Source organism: Daejeonella sp. (assembly GCF_037719425.1).
Lineage (GTDB): Bacteria > Bacteroidota > Bacteroidia > Sphingobacteriales > Sphingobacteriaceae > Daejeonella.
This window is the reverse complement of record NZ_JBBJNI010000103.1, coordinates 1-15,063: the sequence shown is the minus strand read 5'-3', so window position 1 is coordinate 15,063 and position 15,063 is coordinate 1. Positions and strand designations below refer to the sequence as shown.

General features: G+C 42.1%; 12 protein-coding genes. 8 read left to right on the top strand and 4 right to left on the bottom strand.

Annotated features, from left to right (window positions below; all coding sequences use genetic code 11):
* Positions 1-188 precede the first annotated feature (188 nt).
* Positions 189-3,176: a PAS domain S-box protein gene (locus WKF69_RS13390; protein ID WP_340382578.1), complete on the bottom strand. Its 2,988-nt coding sequence runs from the start codon at positions 3,174-3,176 to the stop codon at positions 189-191.
* Positions 3,177-3,332: 156 nt separating this feature from the next.
* Between WKF69_RS13390 and trxA the strand changes: the two genes are divergently transcribed.
* A complete protein-coding gene (trxA, locus tag WKF69_RS13385; RefSeq protein ID WP_340382577.1) occupies positions 3,333-3,635 on the top strand; it encodes a thioredoxin in 303 nt (100 codons plus the stop codon).
* A gap of 1 nt (position 3,636) precedes the next feature.
* Here the strand turns inward: trxA and WKF69_RS13380 are convergent, their stop codons facing one another.
* Positions 3,637-4,098: a MaoC family dehydratase gene (locus WKF69_RS13380; RefSeq protein ID WP_340382576.1), complete on the bottom strand. Its 462-nt coding sequence runs from the start codon at positions 4,096-4,098 to the stop codon at positions 3,637-3,639.
* Positions 4,099-4,329: 231 nt separating this feature from the next.
* Here WKF69_RS13380 and WKF69_RS13375 point away from each other — a divergent pair, with 231 nt between their 5' ends.
* Together WKF69_RS13375 and WKF69_RS13370 are read left to right on the top strand one after the other, a co-directional pair.
* The gene (locus WKF69_RS13375; RefSeq protein ID WP_340382575.1) at positions 4,330-6,186 is read left to right on the top strand and encodes an ABC transporter ATP-binding protein; all 1,857 of its coding nucleotides are present in this window, start codon (positions 4,330-4,332) and stop codon (positions 6,184-6,186) included.
* Positions 6,187-6,194: 8 nt separating this feature from the next.
* The gene (locus WKF69_RS13370; RefSeq protein WP_340382574.1) at positions 6,195-7,316 is read left to right on the top strand and encodes a DUF3810 domain-containing protein; all 1,122 of its coding nucleotides are present in this window, start codon (positions 6,195-6,197) and stop codon (positions 7,314-7,316) included.
* Between the two features lie 24 nt (positions 7,317-7,340).
* Here WKF69_RS13370 and WKF69_RS13365 read toward each other — a convergent pair whose 3' ends face one another.
* Both WKF69_RS13365 and WKF69_RS13360 read right to left on the bottom strand, forming a co-directional pair.
* Positions 7,341-8,693: a Gfo/Idh/MocA family oxidoreductase gene (locus WKF69_RS13365; RefSeq protein WP_340382573.1), complete on the bottom strand. Its 1,353-nt coding sequence runs from the start codon at positions 8,691-8,693 to the stop codon at positions 7,341-7,343.
* Positions 8,694-8,894: 201 nt separating this feature from the next.
* Positions 8,895-9,854, bottom strand: a complete 960-nt coding sequence (locus WKF69_RS13360; RefSeq protein ID WP_340382572.1) for a D-2-hydroxyacid dehydrogenase — start codon at positions 9,852-9,854, stop codon at positions 8,895-8,897.
* Between the two features lie 499 nt (positions 9,855-10,353).
* Here WKF69_RS13360 and WKF69_RS13355 point away from each other — a divergent pair, with 499 nt between their 5' ends.
* The 5 genes from WKF69_RS13355 (at position 10,354) to prfA (ending at position 14,862) form a co-directional block, all read left to right on the top strand.
* A complete protein-coding gene (locus WKF69_RS13355; RefSeq protein ID WP_340382571.1) occupies positions 10,354-10,758 on the top strand; it encodes a Dabb family protein in 405 nt (134 codons plus the stop codon).
* Between the two features lie 273 nt (positions 10,759-11,031).
* A complete protein-coding gene (locus WKF69_RS13350) occupies positions 11,032-11,964 on the top strand; it encodes an amidohydrolase family protein (protein ID WP_340382570.1) in 933 nt (310 codons plus the stop codon).
* 52 nt (positions 11,965-12,016) lie between these two features.
* Positions 12,017-12,739 (top strand): amidohydrolase, encoded by a 723-nt coding sequence (locus WKF69_RS13345; RefSeq protein WP_340382569.1) that lies wholly within the window; start codon positions 12,017-12,019, stop codon positions 12,737-12,739.
* A gap of 118 nt (positions 12,740-12,857) precedes the next feature.
* Positions 12,858-13,610 carry a UDP-2,3-diacylglucosamine diphosphatase gene (locus WKF69_RS13340; RefSeq protein WP_340382568.1) on the top strand — a complete coding sequence of 251 codons (753 nt, stop codon included), beginning with the start codon at positions 12,858-12,860 and terminating at the stop codon, positions 13,608-13,610.
* A 178-nt stretch (positions 13,611-13,788) separates the two neighbouring features.
* Positions 13,789-14,862, top strand: coding sequence for a peptide chain release factor 1 (gene prfA, locus WKF69_RS13335; protein WP_340382567.1), 1,074 nt, complete (start codon positions 13,789-13,791; stop codon positions 14,860-14,862).
* Positions 14,863-15,063: the final 201 nt, after the last annotated feature.

Below are 15,063 nucleotides of genomic sequence, written 5' to 3'. Positions count from 1 at the left end.
TCCAACAGCTCCAATAACAACAATAATAGTGTCTACTTTTTTCAGGACATGACAGTATTTTACTTTAATCTCATTCAATAGTTTTATTGAAAATAGAGGAAATGTTATAGTGGTAGAGAGCACACAGAACAAACCATAAAAACTGGGATATAATTAGAATATCCGATCTGTCCTTGTTCTTTGCTCCGTTAATGAAGTTTTGCCTGATCAGGAATAGTAAAATAAAAAGTACTGCCCTCTCCCTGGATACTTTCGACCCAGATTTTGCCGCCATGCTTTTCAATAAAATTACGGCATAAGCCAAGCCCCATGCCGGTGCCTTTCTCGCCTAATGTACCGGATGACGTGAATCCCGTGTCGTCGCTAAACAATTTTCCAATGTCTTGGGCGGGAACTCCTATACCGTTATCTGAGACTGAAAATAGGCAGTTTTTGCCTTTTCTTTCAGCCGAAATCACGACCCTACCATCTTTGTTAGTGAACTTAATCGCGTTCGTTACGAGATTCCGGATGATCGAAGCAAGCATATGCCTATCGGCCAAAATAGATATTCCGTCTTTTATGTCCTGTTTTAGCTCGATGTTTTTAGCTTCGGCTATAGGAAGTACTTTCTTGAGAGTATGCCTAACATCACCGGCAAGGTTAACTATCCGCGTAGGGATAAAATCTACTGAGTGAAATTGGATTCTGGCCCATTCCAGCAAATCCTCGAGCAATTCATGAGCATTGAGTACACCCTTTTGCATCATTCCCATATACCCTGCCAATTCATCCTTGCTGGTATTCTCTATGTCCGCAAACACAACCTCCAGTAAAGCAACGCACCCTGAAATAGGATTTCTCAAGTCGTGAGCAATTACAGAAAGTAGCTTATTTTTCTGTTCATTAAGAGTGTTTAGGTCGTTGTTAAGCGATTTGAGAGAATCTTGCTGTAGCTTTCTCTCTGTTACATCACGCATACTTCCCTCTGTGCCAATTATTTCACCATTTCTTACAATCAACTGGGCATTTACAGAAGAGTATCTTTTCTCACCAGCTTTAGTTTTCAGACGCACCTCAAAATCGCTAACAATCCGATTTGTTTTGATCGTTTCAACTAATTTTTTCCTGTCTTCTATATCGAAATAAAAATCTGTTACCGGCTTACCCAGTACTTCATCCCGGGCATAACCAGAGTGCTTTTCTATCGAGGGGCTAATCTCTGTTACTATACCTTTCTGATCAGTCTGATAAAATACATCCTGGATATTGTCAAATATTCTCCGATAATTTTGCTCGCTTTCAATTAACGCGCTTTCCGCCTGCTTGATTTTTGTAATGTCATAGATCACACCCAATAAGCCCGATATCTCTCCCTTATCATACAAAGGTATCTTGGAACTTAACATATATCTGGTACTGCCATCGATCCACGTAACAGTTTTCTCCCGGTCTAATATCGGCTTCCCTGTTTTAAAAACTTCCTGGTCTTCAGCTATGTTTATTCTCGCGAAATCTAACGGGAAAAGTTCAAAATCATCTTTACCCAGGATCTCCGCAGAATTTTTTACACCCATGAAGTTACATTCTGCCTTATTCACAAGGACTTTACGTGATTGAAGGTCTTTAATAAAGACGCTGATTGGTATGTTATCGATCAGGGTTCGTAAAAGTTCCCGCTCTTCTCTCAGTGCATTCTCGATGTTTTTCTGTTCAGTAATATCCTGGATCTGCACTGTCCAGTGGGAAGGTTTAAAATCGGTACCATGAACAACAGAACTTGCCTGATGAACCCATACCACAACTCCGCTTTTGTGAAGGAAGCGCTTTTCCAGATGATAGGACTTCTTGGAGCCGTTCAAAACCTCTTCCATTAATGGAATGTCTTTATCCCGGTCTTCAGGGTGCGATATCTCACTTAAAGAACGTGACATCAACTCCCGGTTCGTATAACCCAAAATTCTGCAGAAACTTTCATTTACCCTGATCCACTCACCGTTCATTTCCATAAGAGACATTCCCAGTGCGGAGTATTCGAATGCAGCGCGGAATTCAGCTTCACTCAGCTGCAGGTTCTTTTCAGCTTTTTTTCTTTCAGAAATATCAACTATGGATACGCTGGTTCGCTGTATCCCGTTTGAATCCTTAAACGAAACGGATGAGATTTCAATTGGAAAATGTTCTCCATTTTTCCGGATCCCTGTTAATTCAGTGCTGGCAAATCCCGTTTCTTCCCGTTTTTTTATGTAAGCCGCCAGATTAGGGTCAGATGCCACCATGATATCATTCCTTCCTAAAGCCTGCATCTCATCAATAGTATAGCCGAACATATTCAAAGCTGCCCTATTGGCCTCAAGGATATACCGATCTGGTCGGATTAGAAAATGTGCGTTTAAAGAATTTTCAAGAATCGACTTATACTTTTCTTCACTGTCTTTTAACTGAAGACTTTGAACCTTTAACTCCTGAATATCTTGGATAGTTCCTGAAATACGGATACACTTTTCATCCTTGAAATGGGGATTTCCACTTAACCGGATCCATAATGGGTTACTCTTGGCGGTGATTATCTCATGCTCAACATCAAAAGATTTCTGATCATTTATGGCTTCACCTATCAATGTATTTGTCAGAGCCCTATCGAAATCATTTTTGAAAAAGCTTTTTACGGTTTCTATATCTGGTATAAAATCATCACTCACCTCGTAAATATGCTTGACCATGGAGGACCAAAAAACACTTCCTGTAAGAATATCGTATTCCCAGGAACCTATACGTGCGGCTTCGTTGGTTTCATTAAAAAGGTCAAGGTTTCTTTTGAGTTCAATTTCAGAGATTATGCGCTCACTAATGTCTTCCGAATACATTATCATCCCACATATATGGCCCTCATTGTCCATCCAGGGTCGGATATCCCAACTCAACCATTGAACTTCTCCATTGAGCCTGACGAATTGATCCCTGGGGTTTTTTTGAGCTTTTCCATTAAGGCAGGCGGCATGAATTGCTTTCCATTCAGCTCCTATTTCGGGGAACAGATCGTAATGCGATTCGCCGATTATCTTCTTTCCATGCAAATTATAATCTTCAATCCACTGTTGTGAGGCAGCAATATATTTCATCTCCAAATCCACAACAGCGATAGCGGTCGGAGTAGCTGAAATAATATTTACCAGTTGATCAGCAGTTGAATTCATTCCATTTATTAAGAACATTAAAATAAACAATATGTACTTAAAATAGTTACGTAAAAGTATGATGCCTAGACTTTAATATACATCATTATTATAAAATAAATAATGTCTCTATTTTTATTGGAGCAGCATTATAAATATACCTTATGAAAGCGAACCATGTCTGCATTTAGTGATATTTTAAAATCAGATCAGCCAGTGCTGGTTGATTTTTCTGCCGAGTGGTGCGGCCCTTGTAAAATGATGGCGCCTATACTGCAACAGCTGAAATCAATGGTCGGCGACAAAGCCAAAATTCTCAAAGTTGACATCGATAAAAATCCGGCAATTGCCCGACAATATCACGTACAAAGTGTTCCTACTCTGATACTTTTTAAAAATGGCGAAGTTAAATGGCGTCAATCAGGTGTTATACAAGCCGTTGAGTTAATGCCAATAGTTGAAGCGCAAATAACAGGTTGAACTAGTCTATGAAATGGTATAAAAACACAACATTCCCCGAGAAAGCCGCCTTTTTTTGATCCTTTATCTGCAATTCTACACCGATCGTAGCCTTTGTTATACCCCGAAGATTAGCTATTGCTATAAGTTTTACAATCAATCTCACTTCACTATCTACCACAACAGCCTGGCCAAACCTAAGATCTTCGATGCCATAATTAATTTCCATTTTTAAATTCTGGATATCAACGATCTTTTTCCATAAATATGGGATGAGAGAAAGGGTAAGATAACCGTGAGCAATTGTTGCTTTAAAAGGTCCTTCACTTTCCGCTTTTGCGACATCAGTATGGATCCATTGATGATCAAGAGTTGCATCGGCAAACTGATTTATCTGCGCCTGATCAATTTTATGGTAAGGAGACGTTCCCAGATCTTTCCCAAGATAGGCCTCAAATTCTGCGTAATTCTTAATAATGTTCATTTTCCAGGGGCTAATTGCTTGCTATCAAACTCTTTACTTTAATATGAATATAGGAAAGCTTTTCAATAGGAACATAAAATCTCGTTGAATGTTAGAGTTCTGCAATAATGCCTGTAAAATCCTTTCACAATATCAAAATCACATCAAATTGCATTTAGAACAACCTGCGAAGCAAGCATGAGTGCATTCAAAAAAATAAGCAGCCACGAATAAATATTTAAGTTTGTTACGATGAGTGAAAAAAGCCGGTTCGAGAAGAAACCCAAAAATTTTATTTCTACAGATAATCTAACGTTTAAGCAACGTTTGTCCGCGCTTTCAAATCTACCCGCATTTTTGAAGCTGGTATGGCAGACTAATCCCGGAATGACTTTAGCAAGTGCTTCCCTGCGCCTCATCAGATCGACTCTTCCCTTGGCTATGCTTTACATTGGAAAGCTCATTATAGACGAAGTAGTGATCATCAGTAAAGGAGCATCAATAGGCGCCCATGATCACCTTTGGCTGCTTGTCGCTATCGAATTCGGGCTGGCAATAGTAACTGACATACTAAACCGGGCGATAGCGTTGATAGATAGCCTCTTAGGTGACCTCTTCTCAAATTTCACCTCGGTACAGATCATGGAACATGCCGCAACACTTGATCTGGACCAATTTGAAGATTCTGTTTTCTACGATAAGATGGAACGCGCGAGACAGCAAACCATTGGAAGAACTATGCTTTTATCGCAGGTGATGAGCCAGATACAGGATATTATAACTATGCTTTTCCTGGCTGGGGGGCTTATTGCATTCAACCCCTGGCTTATACTCCTGCTCTTTGTTGCTATTATCCCTTCGTTCCTTGGAGAGTCGTACTTCAATGACAAAAGTTATGCTTTAACGCGGGGCCAGACCCCGGAGCGAAGAGAGCTGGACTATATCCGGTTTCTTGGGGCGAGTGATGAAACCGCAAAAGAGGTAAAGATATTTAATCTATCAGGGTTCATTACAAAGCGGTTCAAAACCCTTTCAGGGAAGTTTTACAGTGATAACAGAAAGTTAGTAATAGGCCGGGCCAGCTGGGGCGCTTTTTTTTCTGTTCTTGGCAGTGCAGGATATTACCTCGCCTATATTATCATTATTTTGAGAACTATTGAAGGCAAGGTGAGCATTGGTGAATTAACTTTCCTTGCCGGATCCTTCCGGCACATGCGAGCGCTTTTAGAGGGTATATTAACACGTTTTACGGGCATTTCTCAAGGAGCGATATATCTGAATGATTTCTTTGAATTTTTCGAGATACAGCCAAGGATCATTCCTGTAAAGGGTTCGCTGCCGTTCCCCATCCCACTAAAAATGGGTTTTATATTTGAAAACGTCGGGTTTCGGTATGTAAACTCAGACAGGTGGGCAAACCGGCATTTAAGCTTCACATTGCATGCAGGGGAAAAACTCGCATTGGTGGGTGAAAATGGTGCGGGTAAATCTACACTTGTGAAATTGCTCGCCCGCTTATATGATCCAACTGAAGGAAGGATTCTTCTCGACGGGGTGGATCTTAAAAATTACGACCTTTTCGATCTCCGGAAAAACATGGGCATCATTTTCCAGGACTTTTTAAAGTATCAGATGACCTTTGCGCAAAATATTGCTACCGGAAATATTATCGAAAAAGATAATCGCGGTCTGATTGAAGTAGCTGCACAGAAAAGCCTGGCAGATCTGCTGGCGAAACGGTTGCCGGATCATTATGATCAAATGCTCGGCAAACGATTTGCAGATGGGATGGAGTTATCCGGAGGTGAATGGCAGAAGGTCGCGCTCGCCCGTGCTTATATGAAAGATACTCAGTTGATGATATTAGATGAGCCGACAGCAGCCCTGGATGCAAGGGCTGAGTATGAAGTTTTCGAGCGTTTTGCAGAACTCACTAAAGGCAAATCAGCGGTATTGATATCACATCGGTTTTCGACAGTCCGTATGGCAGACCGTATTCTTGTACTTGATAAAGGCGAGCTGATTGAAATCGGAAGTCATGAAGAGCTGCTAAACAAGGGTGGCAGATATGCTGAGCTTTTCAATCTCCAGGCAATGGGATACAGATGACAGGGGAAATGAAAACAAGAAATAAAGTTGAGCAATCAAAACTGAGGTTAACGCTGATAGCGATAGCGTGTATGTTCGTTTTTCTTGTGGTGATGTTTAGCCTGAAAAGCTATCCATATTTTATTGAGAGATACTATTCAAATGGTGTTTATATCCTGATCCGAAAAGGTTTTCAATTCCTGTTTAATTATGTCCCTTTTAGCGTCGGTGACGTCTTATACATTATAATTATCATTCTACTGGTCACCGGCCTTTTTCAACTCGTCAGGCTGCTGATACGCAAACAACTAGCTGACGCTGGCTTTTTGTTTCTACGGTTTATTTTGAAACTTGAGATCGCTATTGCTGCATTTTATATACTTTGGGCCTTGAATTATTTCCGGCAGCCTGCTATCGAGCGACTGGAGCTCCAGGACTATGCATACGATGTCACTCAGCTGGTAACCGTTACCTCAATGCTCATAGATTCTGCGAACGTAAGCCGTTTATCTCTGCGGTCCCGGGATTTCAATCCTTCACATCAGGAAATATTAGATCCCGCTATTCAGGCGGTTAGCAGATTATCTTTCTTTGACCCGTCCCTAATTGCCATTAAGCCAATGGCTAAGAAAAGTCTGTTAAGCCCGCTCCTCAACTATATCGGGACTGCTGGATATTACAATCCATACACGGGTGAAGCGCAATTTAACAGCTTAATGCCTGTATTCACACAGTCATTTGTTGCCTGTCATGAAATGGCACATCAAATGGGGTTTGGAGCGGAGGATGAGGCAAACTTTGCAGGTTTTATTGCAGGCAAATCCTCTGATAACAAGCTGCTAAAATATTCCGCTTATTATCTTGCCGCACAGGAGTTTATGAATGAGGTTTGGAGGACCGACAGCACTGCCTTTAGACAAATGAAAGAAAGAATCTCCCCTGCAGTAATTAAGGATCTGGAAACTGAGCGCCAATACTGGACGAAGTATCAGGGTGGTGCCGCCCGATTAAGCAGCATCCTTTACGACAACTATTTAAAAGCCAACAAGCAGCCGGGAGGCTTAAAAACCTACAACAGGATGATCAAGCTTTCAATGGCGTACTACAGGAAAAAAGGTTTGCTTCGTCGTGCCTCCTCGCAAGGACAATGAGTCATTGCGAGCATAGCGAAGCAACTAAACTTTCGGCTCCCACCCTTTCTGATACTCACGCTTCCAGAATTTCATTGCATCCTTATCATTTTTAATATGACCATTCGTCGGATCGATGTTCAATGTTTTACCCGAGCGTTGGGCGATGTTTCCAAGCTGAACCAATAGCGTGCTCTTATGGCCCCCGAAAATATCAGCATTTAATGCTTTTCCATTTTTAATTGCATCGAAGAAATTTTGAAGATGGAAGGCATCCAATTGCTGAGATGGGCTGGTCAGGCTGCCTGTATTTACTACAGAGTCCGCCTTAACCTGTTTAACAATTTTATTCTTCAGGTCATATATTGTGTAAGCGTTACCTCCGGTGATGACCAATGAACCAGTATCACCATAAAAGACCACTCCAACACTGTCTCCCTCAATGTGATGCGGGTTACAGCTTCTGCCTTCCCAGGCTATCGTTGATTTATTAGCAAATTCCATCGTTATAACCTGCGTATCGGGCGTTTCCCAGTCATCTTGGTAGCGATAACGCCCGCCTGCTGAGCTTACCTTTGTCGGGTAATCTACACCCAGGCCCCAACGGGCCAAATCGACCATGTGAGTTCCATTATTCAAGGCTTCGCCGGTACCCCAGTGCCAGTGCCAGTGCCAGTTGTAATGAATGAGATTATCTTTATAAGCCATTCTTGGAGCCGGGCCCTGCCACAGGTCATAATCCAGCCAGGTTGGGACTGGAGCTGCTTTACCAATTCCTATCGATGGACGATTATTGGTATACCATGTTTTAGCAAAATAAGGGCGGCCGATAACGCCAGAACGAAGCTCTTCGATAGCTTTAACCACATTTGGCCACGAGCGGCGCTGGTTACCCATCTGAATCACATTTTTATATTTTAGAGCAGCTGCAACCAGCATTTCTCCTTCGTGAGGATTATGGCTGCATGGCTTTTCAAGATAGACATGTTTGCCTGCTGCCGAAGCGAGTAAAGCGGCAGGTGCATGCCAATGATCAGGAGCTGCTACAACTAACGCATCAACATCTTTATCTTCGAGCGCCTTTCTAAAATCAGGCACAGCCTTAGGCGTTGTATCCTGAATCTTGCGGACACTATCGATACATACCTGGGCAGCACGGCTGTCTACATCGCATATGTTATAAACTTCACAATTCTTCTGAGCCGCAAAATTATTTGAAAGTGCCATACCCCGGGAGTTAACTCCCATCACAGCAATTTTTATACGTTCATTAGCTCCGAGAATGCGGGTATAACTACTGGCACTAAATCCAGGTAAAATGCCGCCAAAAGATAGTGCTGCTGCCCCCGTTACAGTTTTTTTGATAAAATCCCTTCTGGATTCTGATTTCTTACTCATAGCAGATTGTTTATCCGGCAAAAGCCGGGATGTTTACTAATTCAGTCGTAGCCTCTCACTTTTTTATCTTGTCATATGGAGACGCCAGAGTTTATGGCCCATATACTTCACTGTTTTCATTTTATGGAACTTTCTCAATGTCTGGATGATATCGGACCTTAATCAATAAGCAATATCGCAAATTAAAGGGTATAACCAACATTAAGCATTTACAATATTTACAGGCCTGCCTTTGATAAATTCACTTAGGTTATTTACAGCGACACCCATTAGTTTCTGCCGTGCTTCCTTTGTTGCCCATGCGATATGGGGCGTAATAATGCAGTTTTTTGTCTTCAATAAAGGATTATTGATTGACGGGGGTTCAACGGAAAGCACATCAAGGGCTGCACCAGCGATGATCTCATTATTCAAAGCATCCGCAAGGTCTTTCTCGACGATTAGCGGACCTCGTGAAGTATTAATCAAAAATGCAGACGGCTTCATTTTCTTTAACCGTTGGGCATTAAAAAGCCCCTGGGTTTCCGGAAACAAAGGACAATGCAAACTGACCACATCAGATTCGCTAAGCAAAGTATCGATGTCTGCCCATTTAAAATTTTGGCGGTGTTCCTGGCCGGTTTGCTTTCTGCCGGTTGCGATGATATTCATTCCGAATGCTGTTGCTAAATCGCCAACCTTGCTGCCGATATCTCCAAAACCGATTATGCCTATTGTTTTACCTGCTAATTCGATAAGCGGTGAATCCCAATAGCTGAAATCCGGGGATGCCGACCACCGACCCCCAACTACTGTATCGCTGTGTTTTTGCACCCGATGGCACAACTCTAATAATAATGCGAAAGTAAATTGCGCTACCGAAGAAGTGCCGTAGCCAGGTACATTGGATACAATTATACCTTTCCCTTTTGCCGCGGCCACATCGATTACATTGTAACCCGTAGCCAGCACTCCAATAAACCTCAGTTTATCCAGCCGGTGTATTACCTCACCGTTAAGTGGTGTCTTATTCGTGAAAACTATATCCGCATTTGCAGATCTCTCATACACAAGCTCCGGTGGAGTTCTGTCATACACGGTTAGATCACCATGGTCTTCCAACCTCTTCCAGCTGAGGTCGCCGGGATTGAGAGTGTATCCGTCTAAAACTACAATCTTCATCTGTTCTTATTTGTTCCGAAATATAAACAACAAACATGATTTACGTGCATGTTCCGGACTGGCAGACTTTTTGTATTACTAGTATATCTTATTCCTCTAAACCATAAGATCGTTCTTTTTCCTCAGTTAAAAGTTAAACAACAAAAGAAATCCCGTCCCCACGGGATTTTTTTTTTGTTCCGGAACAAAATACAGTGACCTAATTGAATGATACAATAGTCCGAAAATAAGGACACATCCTCTATAATACGCCTTCAATTCTCCGCATCGGGAATTCCTTTAAAAAAATCACAATTAATTCGTCATGGTGGCAAGATTGGTGTAAATTCTGTTGAAGAGAAGGGCAGTACTTTCTGGTTTACCTTACCGGTAGAATAATTCGAGTTCCAACCTAATCTTAAATTTCTTCAGGGTTTTTACATAGCGCTTTAAGCGCGTGCGTTTTGCTTTCTCAAAAAAATAATATTAGGTTTAAGAATTGAAGCCTTAGTTTAATATCATGATCAAATCTAACCGAAGAAAATTTATAATTACCGCAGCTGGTTTGGTTGCTGCCACAGCTGCTAATGGAACTCCAATTATGGAAAAAAAAGGAAAATATTTAGCGCACCAGGTGTATTTCTGGCTTAAAAATCCGGGATCAACGGAGGATAGGGCGCAGTTGATAGCCGGGATTAAAACGCTGCGAAAAATCGAAACGGTACGCAAACTAACAGTAGGCGTCGTTGCAGCTACAGAAAAAAGAGAGGTCATCGATGATACCTGGGGAGTCTCAGAGCTCGCGTTGTTCAGCGACGTGGCTGGGGAAGCTGCTTATCAGGTTCATCCCATACACGAGGACTTTATAAAAAATTATAGCCATCTATGGTCTAAAGTTGTAATTTATGACTCTTCTGAAGTCTAGCCTTCCACCTCCCATCCTTTATTAAACTTTGGGTCGTTAAAAAACTCTATTCCGCCCAGGCTATCAGCAGCGAAGCCATCAATTGAGAGCCATTCCTGAACTATAAGTTTTCGCATGGCATACACAGTTTGTTGGATTTAAATAACACGAGAAATTAAGGAACTGTTTGCCTTTGTTTTTATTCGCAAAAGAAACCTTTATATTGTACCTGCGAACGGGTAGGTACACGTACGTGTTAACTGTTCTGTCAATCTTTAACTAAAAGAGTATATTATGTATAAACTCAACCGTCGAACATTTGTCGGAGGTACTGCCGCTTCTGCTGCGGGAATTCTGTTGGGCAATGCCCTGTTGGGATTTCGTGAGAAAGAAGAAAATGAAGCTGTCTCTGACGCTGCAAAGAAAGTGGACCTGATGGCCGAAGTGAAAAAGTATCGCAAGATCGATTCCCACGCACACTTTGGTCTTGCCGGAGCCACAAATGCTTCTAATTTAAGCTATGCCGATCGCCTTGGAATTGACAAGCTGGTAATTTCAAAGCCGATGGCACCGGGCAGCCCGGGTTTACCAGAAGAATTTAAAGCCTGTAACGATGCTATAATTAATGCAGTTAAACAACATCCTGATCGTTTTCTTGGTCAGCTAACGCTGAACCCAACTTATAAAAAAGAATCTATGGAAGAGATAAAGAGGTGCACTGATCTTGGCTTTACAGGCATGAAACTTTATAATCATGTGAAGATAAACAGCCCGCTGTTCTATCCCATAATAGAGAAGTTCATAGATCTTAAGCTGATCATACTGATGCATTCACCAATAGGCAAGGCCCGGATAAAATATAATGAACGAGAACCGAAGAACATCTCTATACCAGAGGATTTCGTCGATATCGCAAAACGCTATCCTGAAGCAATGTTCCAGTTTGCACACACCGCAGGCGGAATTGATTGGGAAGATGCATGCAAAGCGCTTCAGCACTCGCCAAATGTATACGTTGATCTTTCGGGGAGTAACAATATCGCAAACATGGTTGAATTCGCTCTGAGATATATCGGAGAAGACAGGCTGCTCTTTGGTTGTGATAACAGTTTTTATCAGGGAGTCGGCCATCTTATGGCTGCAAAAATGACGGCTGCACAGCGGAAGAAAATATTCTTCGATAACTATAATAACATATTAAGGAAGGCAGGGAAAAATGTTGATTGATAGTAATACATATATAGGTCATTGGCCGTTTCTGCAATTAAAGTATAATAACTTGCCTGCATTATCTGAAAGGATGGAAGAATTCGGTACAGACATGGCAGTCGTCAGCAGTCTGAATGGGATTTTTTATAAAAACACTCAGTTTGCAAACGAGGAATTATTCGAAGATATCCGTTCTAAAAAAGCTTATCAGAACCGCTTTATACCCTTCGCAGTCATCAATCCTATTTATAATGGCTGGCGGGATGATTTCGAGACGAGTGTGACAAAACTTGGAATGAAAGGGATTCGCCTTCATCCGATATATCATGGATATGAGCTGGATCATCCTGCCTGTATTGAACTCGTAAAGATGGCCCGCGACCGCGGGATCCCCATCGCCTTTTCTCTGCGCATGGTTGATAGCCGTCCGAGCTCCTGGCTTGATGTCGAAAAGGAATGGACGCTGGCAAGTGTGATGCCGATCATCCGTGCAGTTCCTGACGCAAAATACATGATACTGAACCTTGCTAACAGTGTTGTTCTGGATGAGAAAGATGCTGCGCTTTTAAAGAAGTCAACTATTATCATGGATACCTCCGGAAGAAATGTCCTTGATCTTGGCGGACTATTAAAAACTTATGGAAGCGATAAATTTTGTTTTGGAACACACTCGCCGGTGCTGGATTATTGCACGGGATTGCTCAGAATAGAGTCCTTACGACCTGACGAGGCTGATGAGAAGACGAAAGAGATGTTGAGATCTGAAAATTTAAGGAAGTTTCTGAATATATAATTTTCGCCTGCACAAGTCTTCGTCTGAGCTCTTGCCAAAAGTGAGGAGAGCGTTTGACAAGCACTTTGCTACGCTCAGGCGGTAAAACAGAAAATAAAATTATTGTACTTTTGAACCCATGCCGGGCACTAAAATCTACTTTGCATCTGACTTTCATTTAGGCGTGCCTGACAGGGCTTCTAGCCGTGAACGGGAAGATCGCTTAGTTAGATGGCTGGATGTCATTAAAGCCGATGCGTCTGAAATCTTTCTTATGGGAGACATATTCGACTTTTGGTTTGAGTATAGAACCGTTATACCCAGGGGATTCATCCGATTTCAGGGGAAACTGGCCGAGTTAAGCGATTCCGGGATAAAAATCACCTTCTTTAAAGGTAACCACGACATGTGGATGTTCGATTATTTTGGAAAGGAAATGGGTATTGATGTCGTTTCTGATGAACTGATACTTGACAGGAATGGTAAGAAATTTTACCTGCATCACGGTGATGGATTGGGACCCGGGGATGAAAAGTATAAGATCTTAAAGAAGATCTTCAGAAGTAAAACGTGTCAGTGGCTGTTTGCCCGTCTGCATCCTAATCTGGGAGTGGGAATAGCACAAAGATGGTCCAGGAGTAGCCGGGCACAAAATGCCAGGCAGGAAGTTTTCGAAGATGCTGAACATGAGTGGCTCTATACCCATTCCAGGGATTTGCTTCAAAACCAGTATTATGATTTCCTGATCTTCGGTCACCGTCACCTTCCCCTTAACCTCAAGCTGGGAGAAAGCCGCTACATTAATCTTGGCGAGTGGCTTAGCTTTAACTCGTATGCAGTTTTTGATGGTGAGAACCTGGAATTAAAGTATTTCGAACAAGAGCCGGCCTAGGCTATAGTCATTGAATTTCCTGTTCTTTCCTCGATTAACTTATTATCCGAAACCTGCATGAGCCTGCCTACCGGCAGGTTTATTGCCGCTAAAAAACAACTATATACTTAATGAAAAAGCCGTATTTTTATAAAAATTCGCAGTACTTCCAATTGGTATTTGCAATCTGAAATAGAACATGTTAGATAAATTAGAATTAATAAAAGAGCGCTGGCAAGACGTGGAACGGGAATTAAGCAATCCGGCTACCATGAGTGATATGAAGCGATTTGCTCAGCTCAATAAGGAATATAAAGATCTTACAAAGATTGTGGACGAATACAAAATCTACAGTCTTGTGATAAGCAATATCGAGGCGAATAAAGGGCTTCTCTCCACGGAAAAGGACGAGGAAATGCGCGAGATGGCGAAAATGGAGCTGGAAGATCTGATTCCGCAGCAGGAGGAGCTAGAAGAGAAGATTCGCATGATGCTAATTCCGCAAGATCCCGAAGACGGTAAGAATGCTATTGTAGAAATTCGCGGCGGTACGGGTGGTGATGAAGCTGCACTTTTTGCCGGCGACCTTTACCGCATGTACACGCGTTTTTGCGAACGAAAAGGCTGGAGAATGGAAGTGGTGGATGTTACCGAAGGAACAGCAGGCGGTTACAAAGAAGTTGTGTTTAACGTGAACGGAGAAGATGCTTACGGACAACTAAAATATGAATCAGGAGTGCATCGCGTACAGCGGGTGCCTGATACTGAAACAGCCGGGCGAGTGCATACGTCAGCAGCTTCCGTGGTAGTTTTGCCCGAGGCAGATGAATTTGACGTGCAGATCAGTATGAACGATGTGCGGAAGGACCTGTTCTGTTCCTCAGGGCCAGGAGGACAATCGGTAAACACTACCTATTCTGCGGTGCGTTTAACTCACCTGCCTACGGGTATAGTTGCCCAGTGTCAGGATCAGAAGTCTCAGCTTAAGAATTTCGATAAGGCATTTGCTGTTTTGAGAAGCCGTGTTTATGAACTTGAGCATGCGAAGATGCTTGAAGAGACTTCCAAGAAACGTAAGACCATGGTTGCAACAGGCGACCGTTCTGCTAAAATAAGGACCTATAATTATCCCCAGGGAAGAGTGACAGAGCATAGAATTGGCTTGACAATATACAATTTACCCAATGTTATGAATGGCGATATACAGGAAGTTATAGACCAATTGCAGCTTGCGGAGAACGCGGAAAAGATGAAAGAAGGTTCATTTGCCTGATAAATCTGAGCAAAAACTACAAAACTGTCCTTTAGATTCATTGTTTTTAATTGAATATAAGGGGGTTAAGTACCCTTAACAAATTAAGCTTTTTATTATTTGCACTGTAAGGGTTATTGCCGTATATTTGCCTCACTTTTAAGAAAAACGATCTAGAAAGTAGTTCTAATAATGATTCCGTAGCTCAGCTGGTAGAGCATT

Excerpts from the sequence above, each read along its gene's own strand:
- prfA (WP_340382567.1), top strand. The coding sequence starts at position 13,789 with ATGTTAGATAAATTAGAATTAATAAAAGAGCGCTGGCAAGACGTGGAA.
- WKF69_RS13365 (WP_340382573.1), bottom strand. The coding sequence starts at position 8,693 with ATGAGTAAGAAATCAGAATCCAGAAGGGATTTTATCAAAAAAACTGTA.
- WKF69_RS13360 (WP_340382572.1), bottom strand. The coding sequence starts at position 9,854 with ATGAAGATTGTAGTTTTAGACGGATACACTCTCAATCCCGGCGACCTC.
- WKF69_RS13375 (WP_340382575.1), top strand. The coding sequence starts at position 4,330 with ATGAGTGAAAAAAGCCGGTTCGAGAAGAAACCCAAAAATTTTATTTCT.
- WKF69_RS13380 (WP_340382576.1), bottom strand. The coding sequence starts at position 4,098 with ATGAACATTATTAAGAATTACGCAGAATTTGAGGCCTATCTTGGGAAA.
- WKF69_RS13355 (WP_340382571.1), top strand. The coding sequence starts at position 10,354 with ATGATCAAATCTAACCGAAGAAAATTTATAATTACCGCAGCTGGTTTG.
- WKF69_RS13390 (WP_340382578.1), bottom strand. The coding sequence starts at position 3,176 with ATGAATTCAACTGCTGATCAACTGGTAAATATTATTTCAGCTACTCCG.
- WKF69_RS13370 (WP_340382574.1), top strand. The coding sequence starts at position 6,195 with ATGAAAACAAGAAATAAAGTTGAGCAATCAAAACTGAGGTTAACGCTG.
- trxA (WP_340382577.1), top strand. The coding sequence starts at position 3,333 with ATGTCTGCATTTAGTGATATTTTAAAATCAGATCAGCCAGTGCTGGTT.
- WKF69_RS13340 (WP_340382568.1), top strand. The coding sequence starts at position 12,858 with ATGCCGGGCACTAAAATCTACTTTGCATCTGACTTTCATTTAGGCGTG.
- WKF69_RS13350 (WP_340382570.1), top strand. The coding sequence starts at position 11,032 with ATGTATAAACTCAACCGTCGAACATTTGTCGGAGGTACTGCCGCTTCT.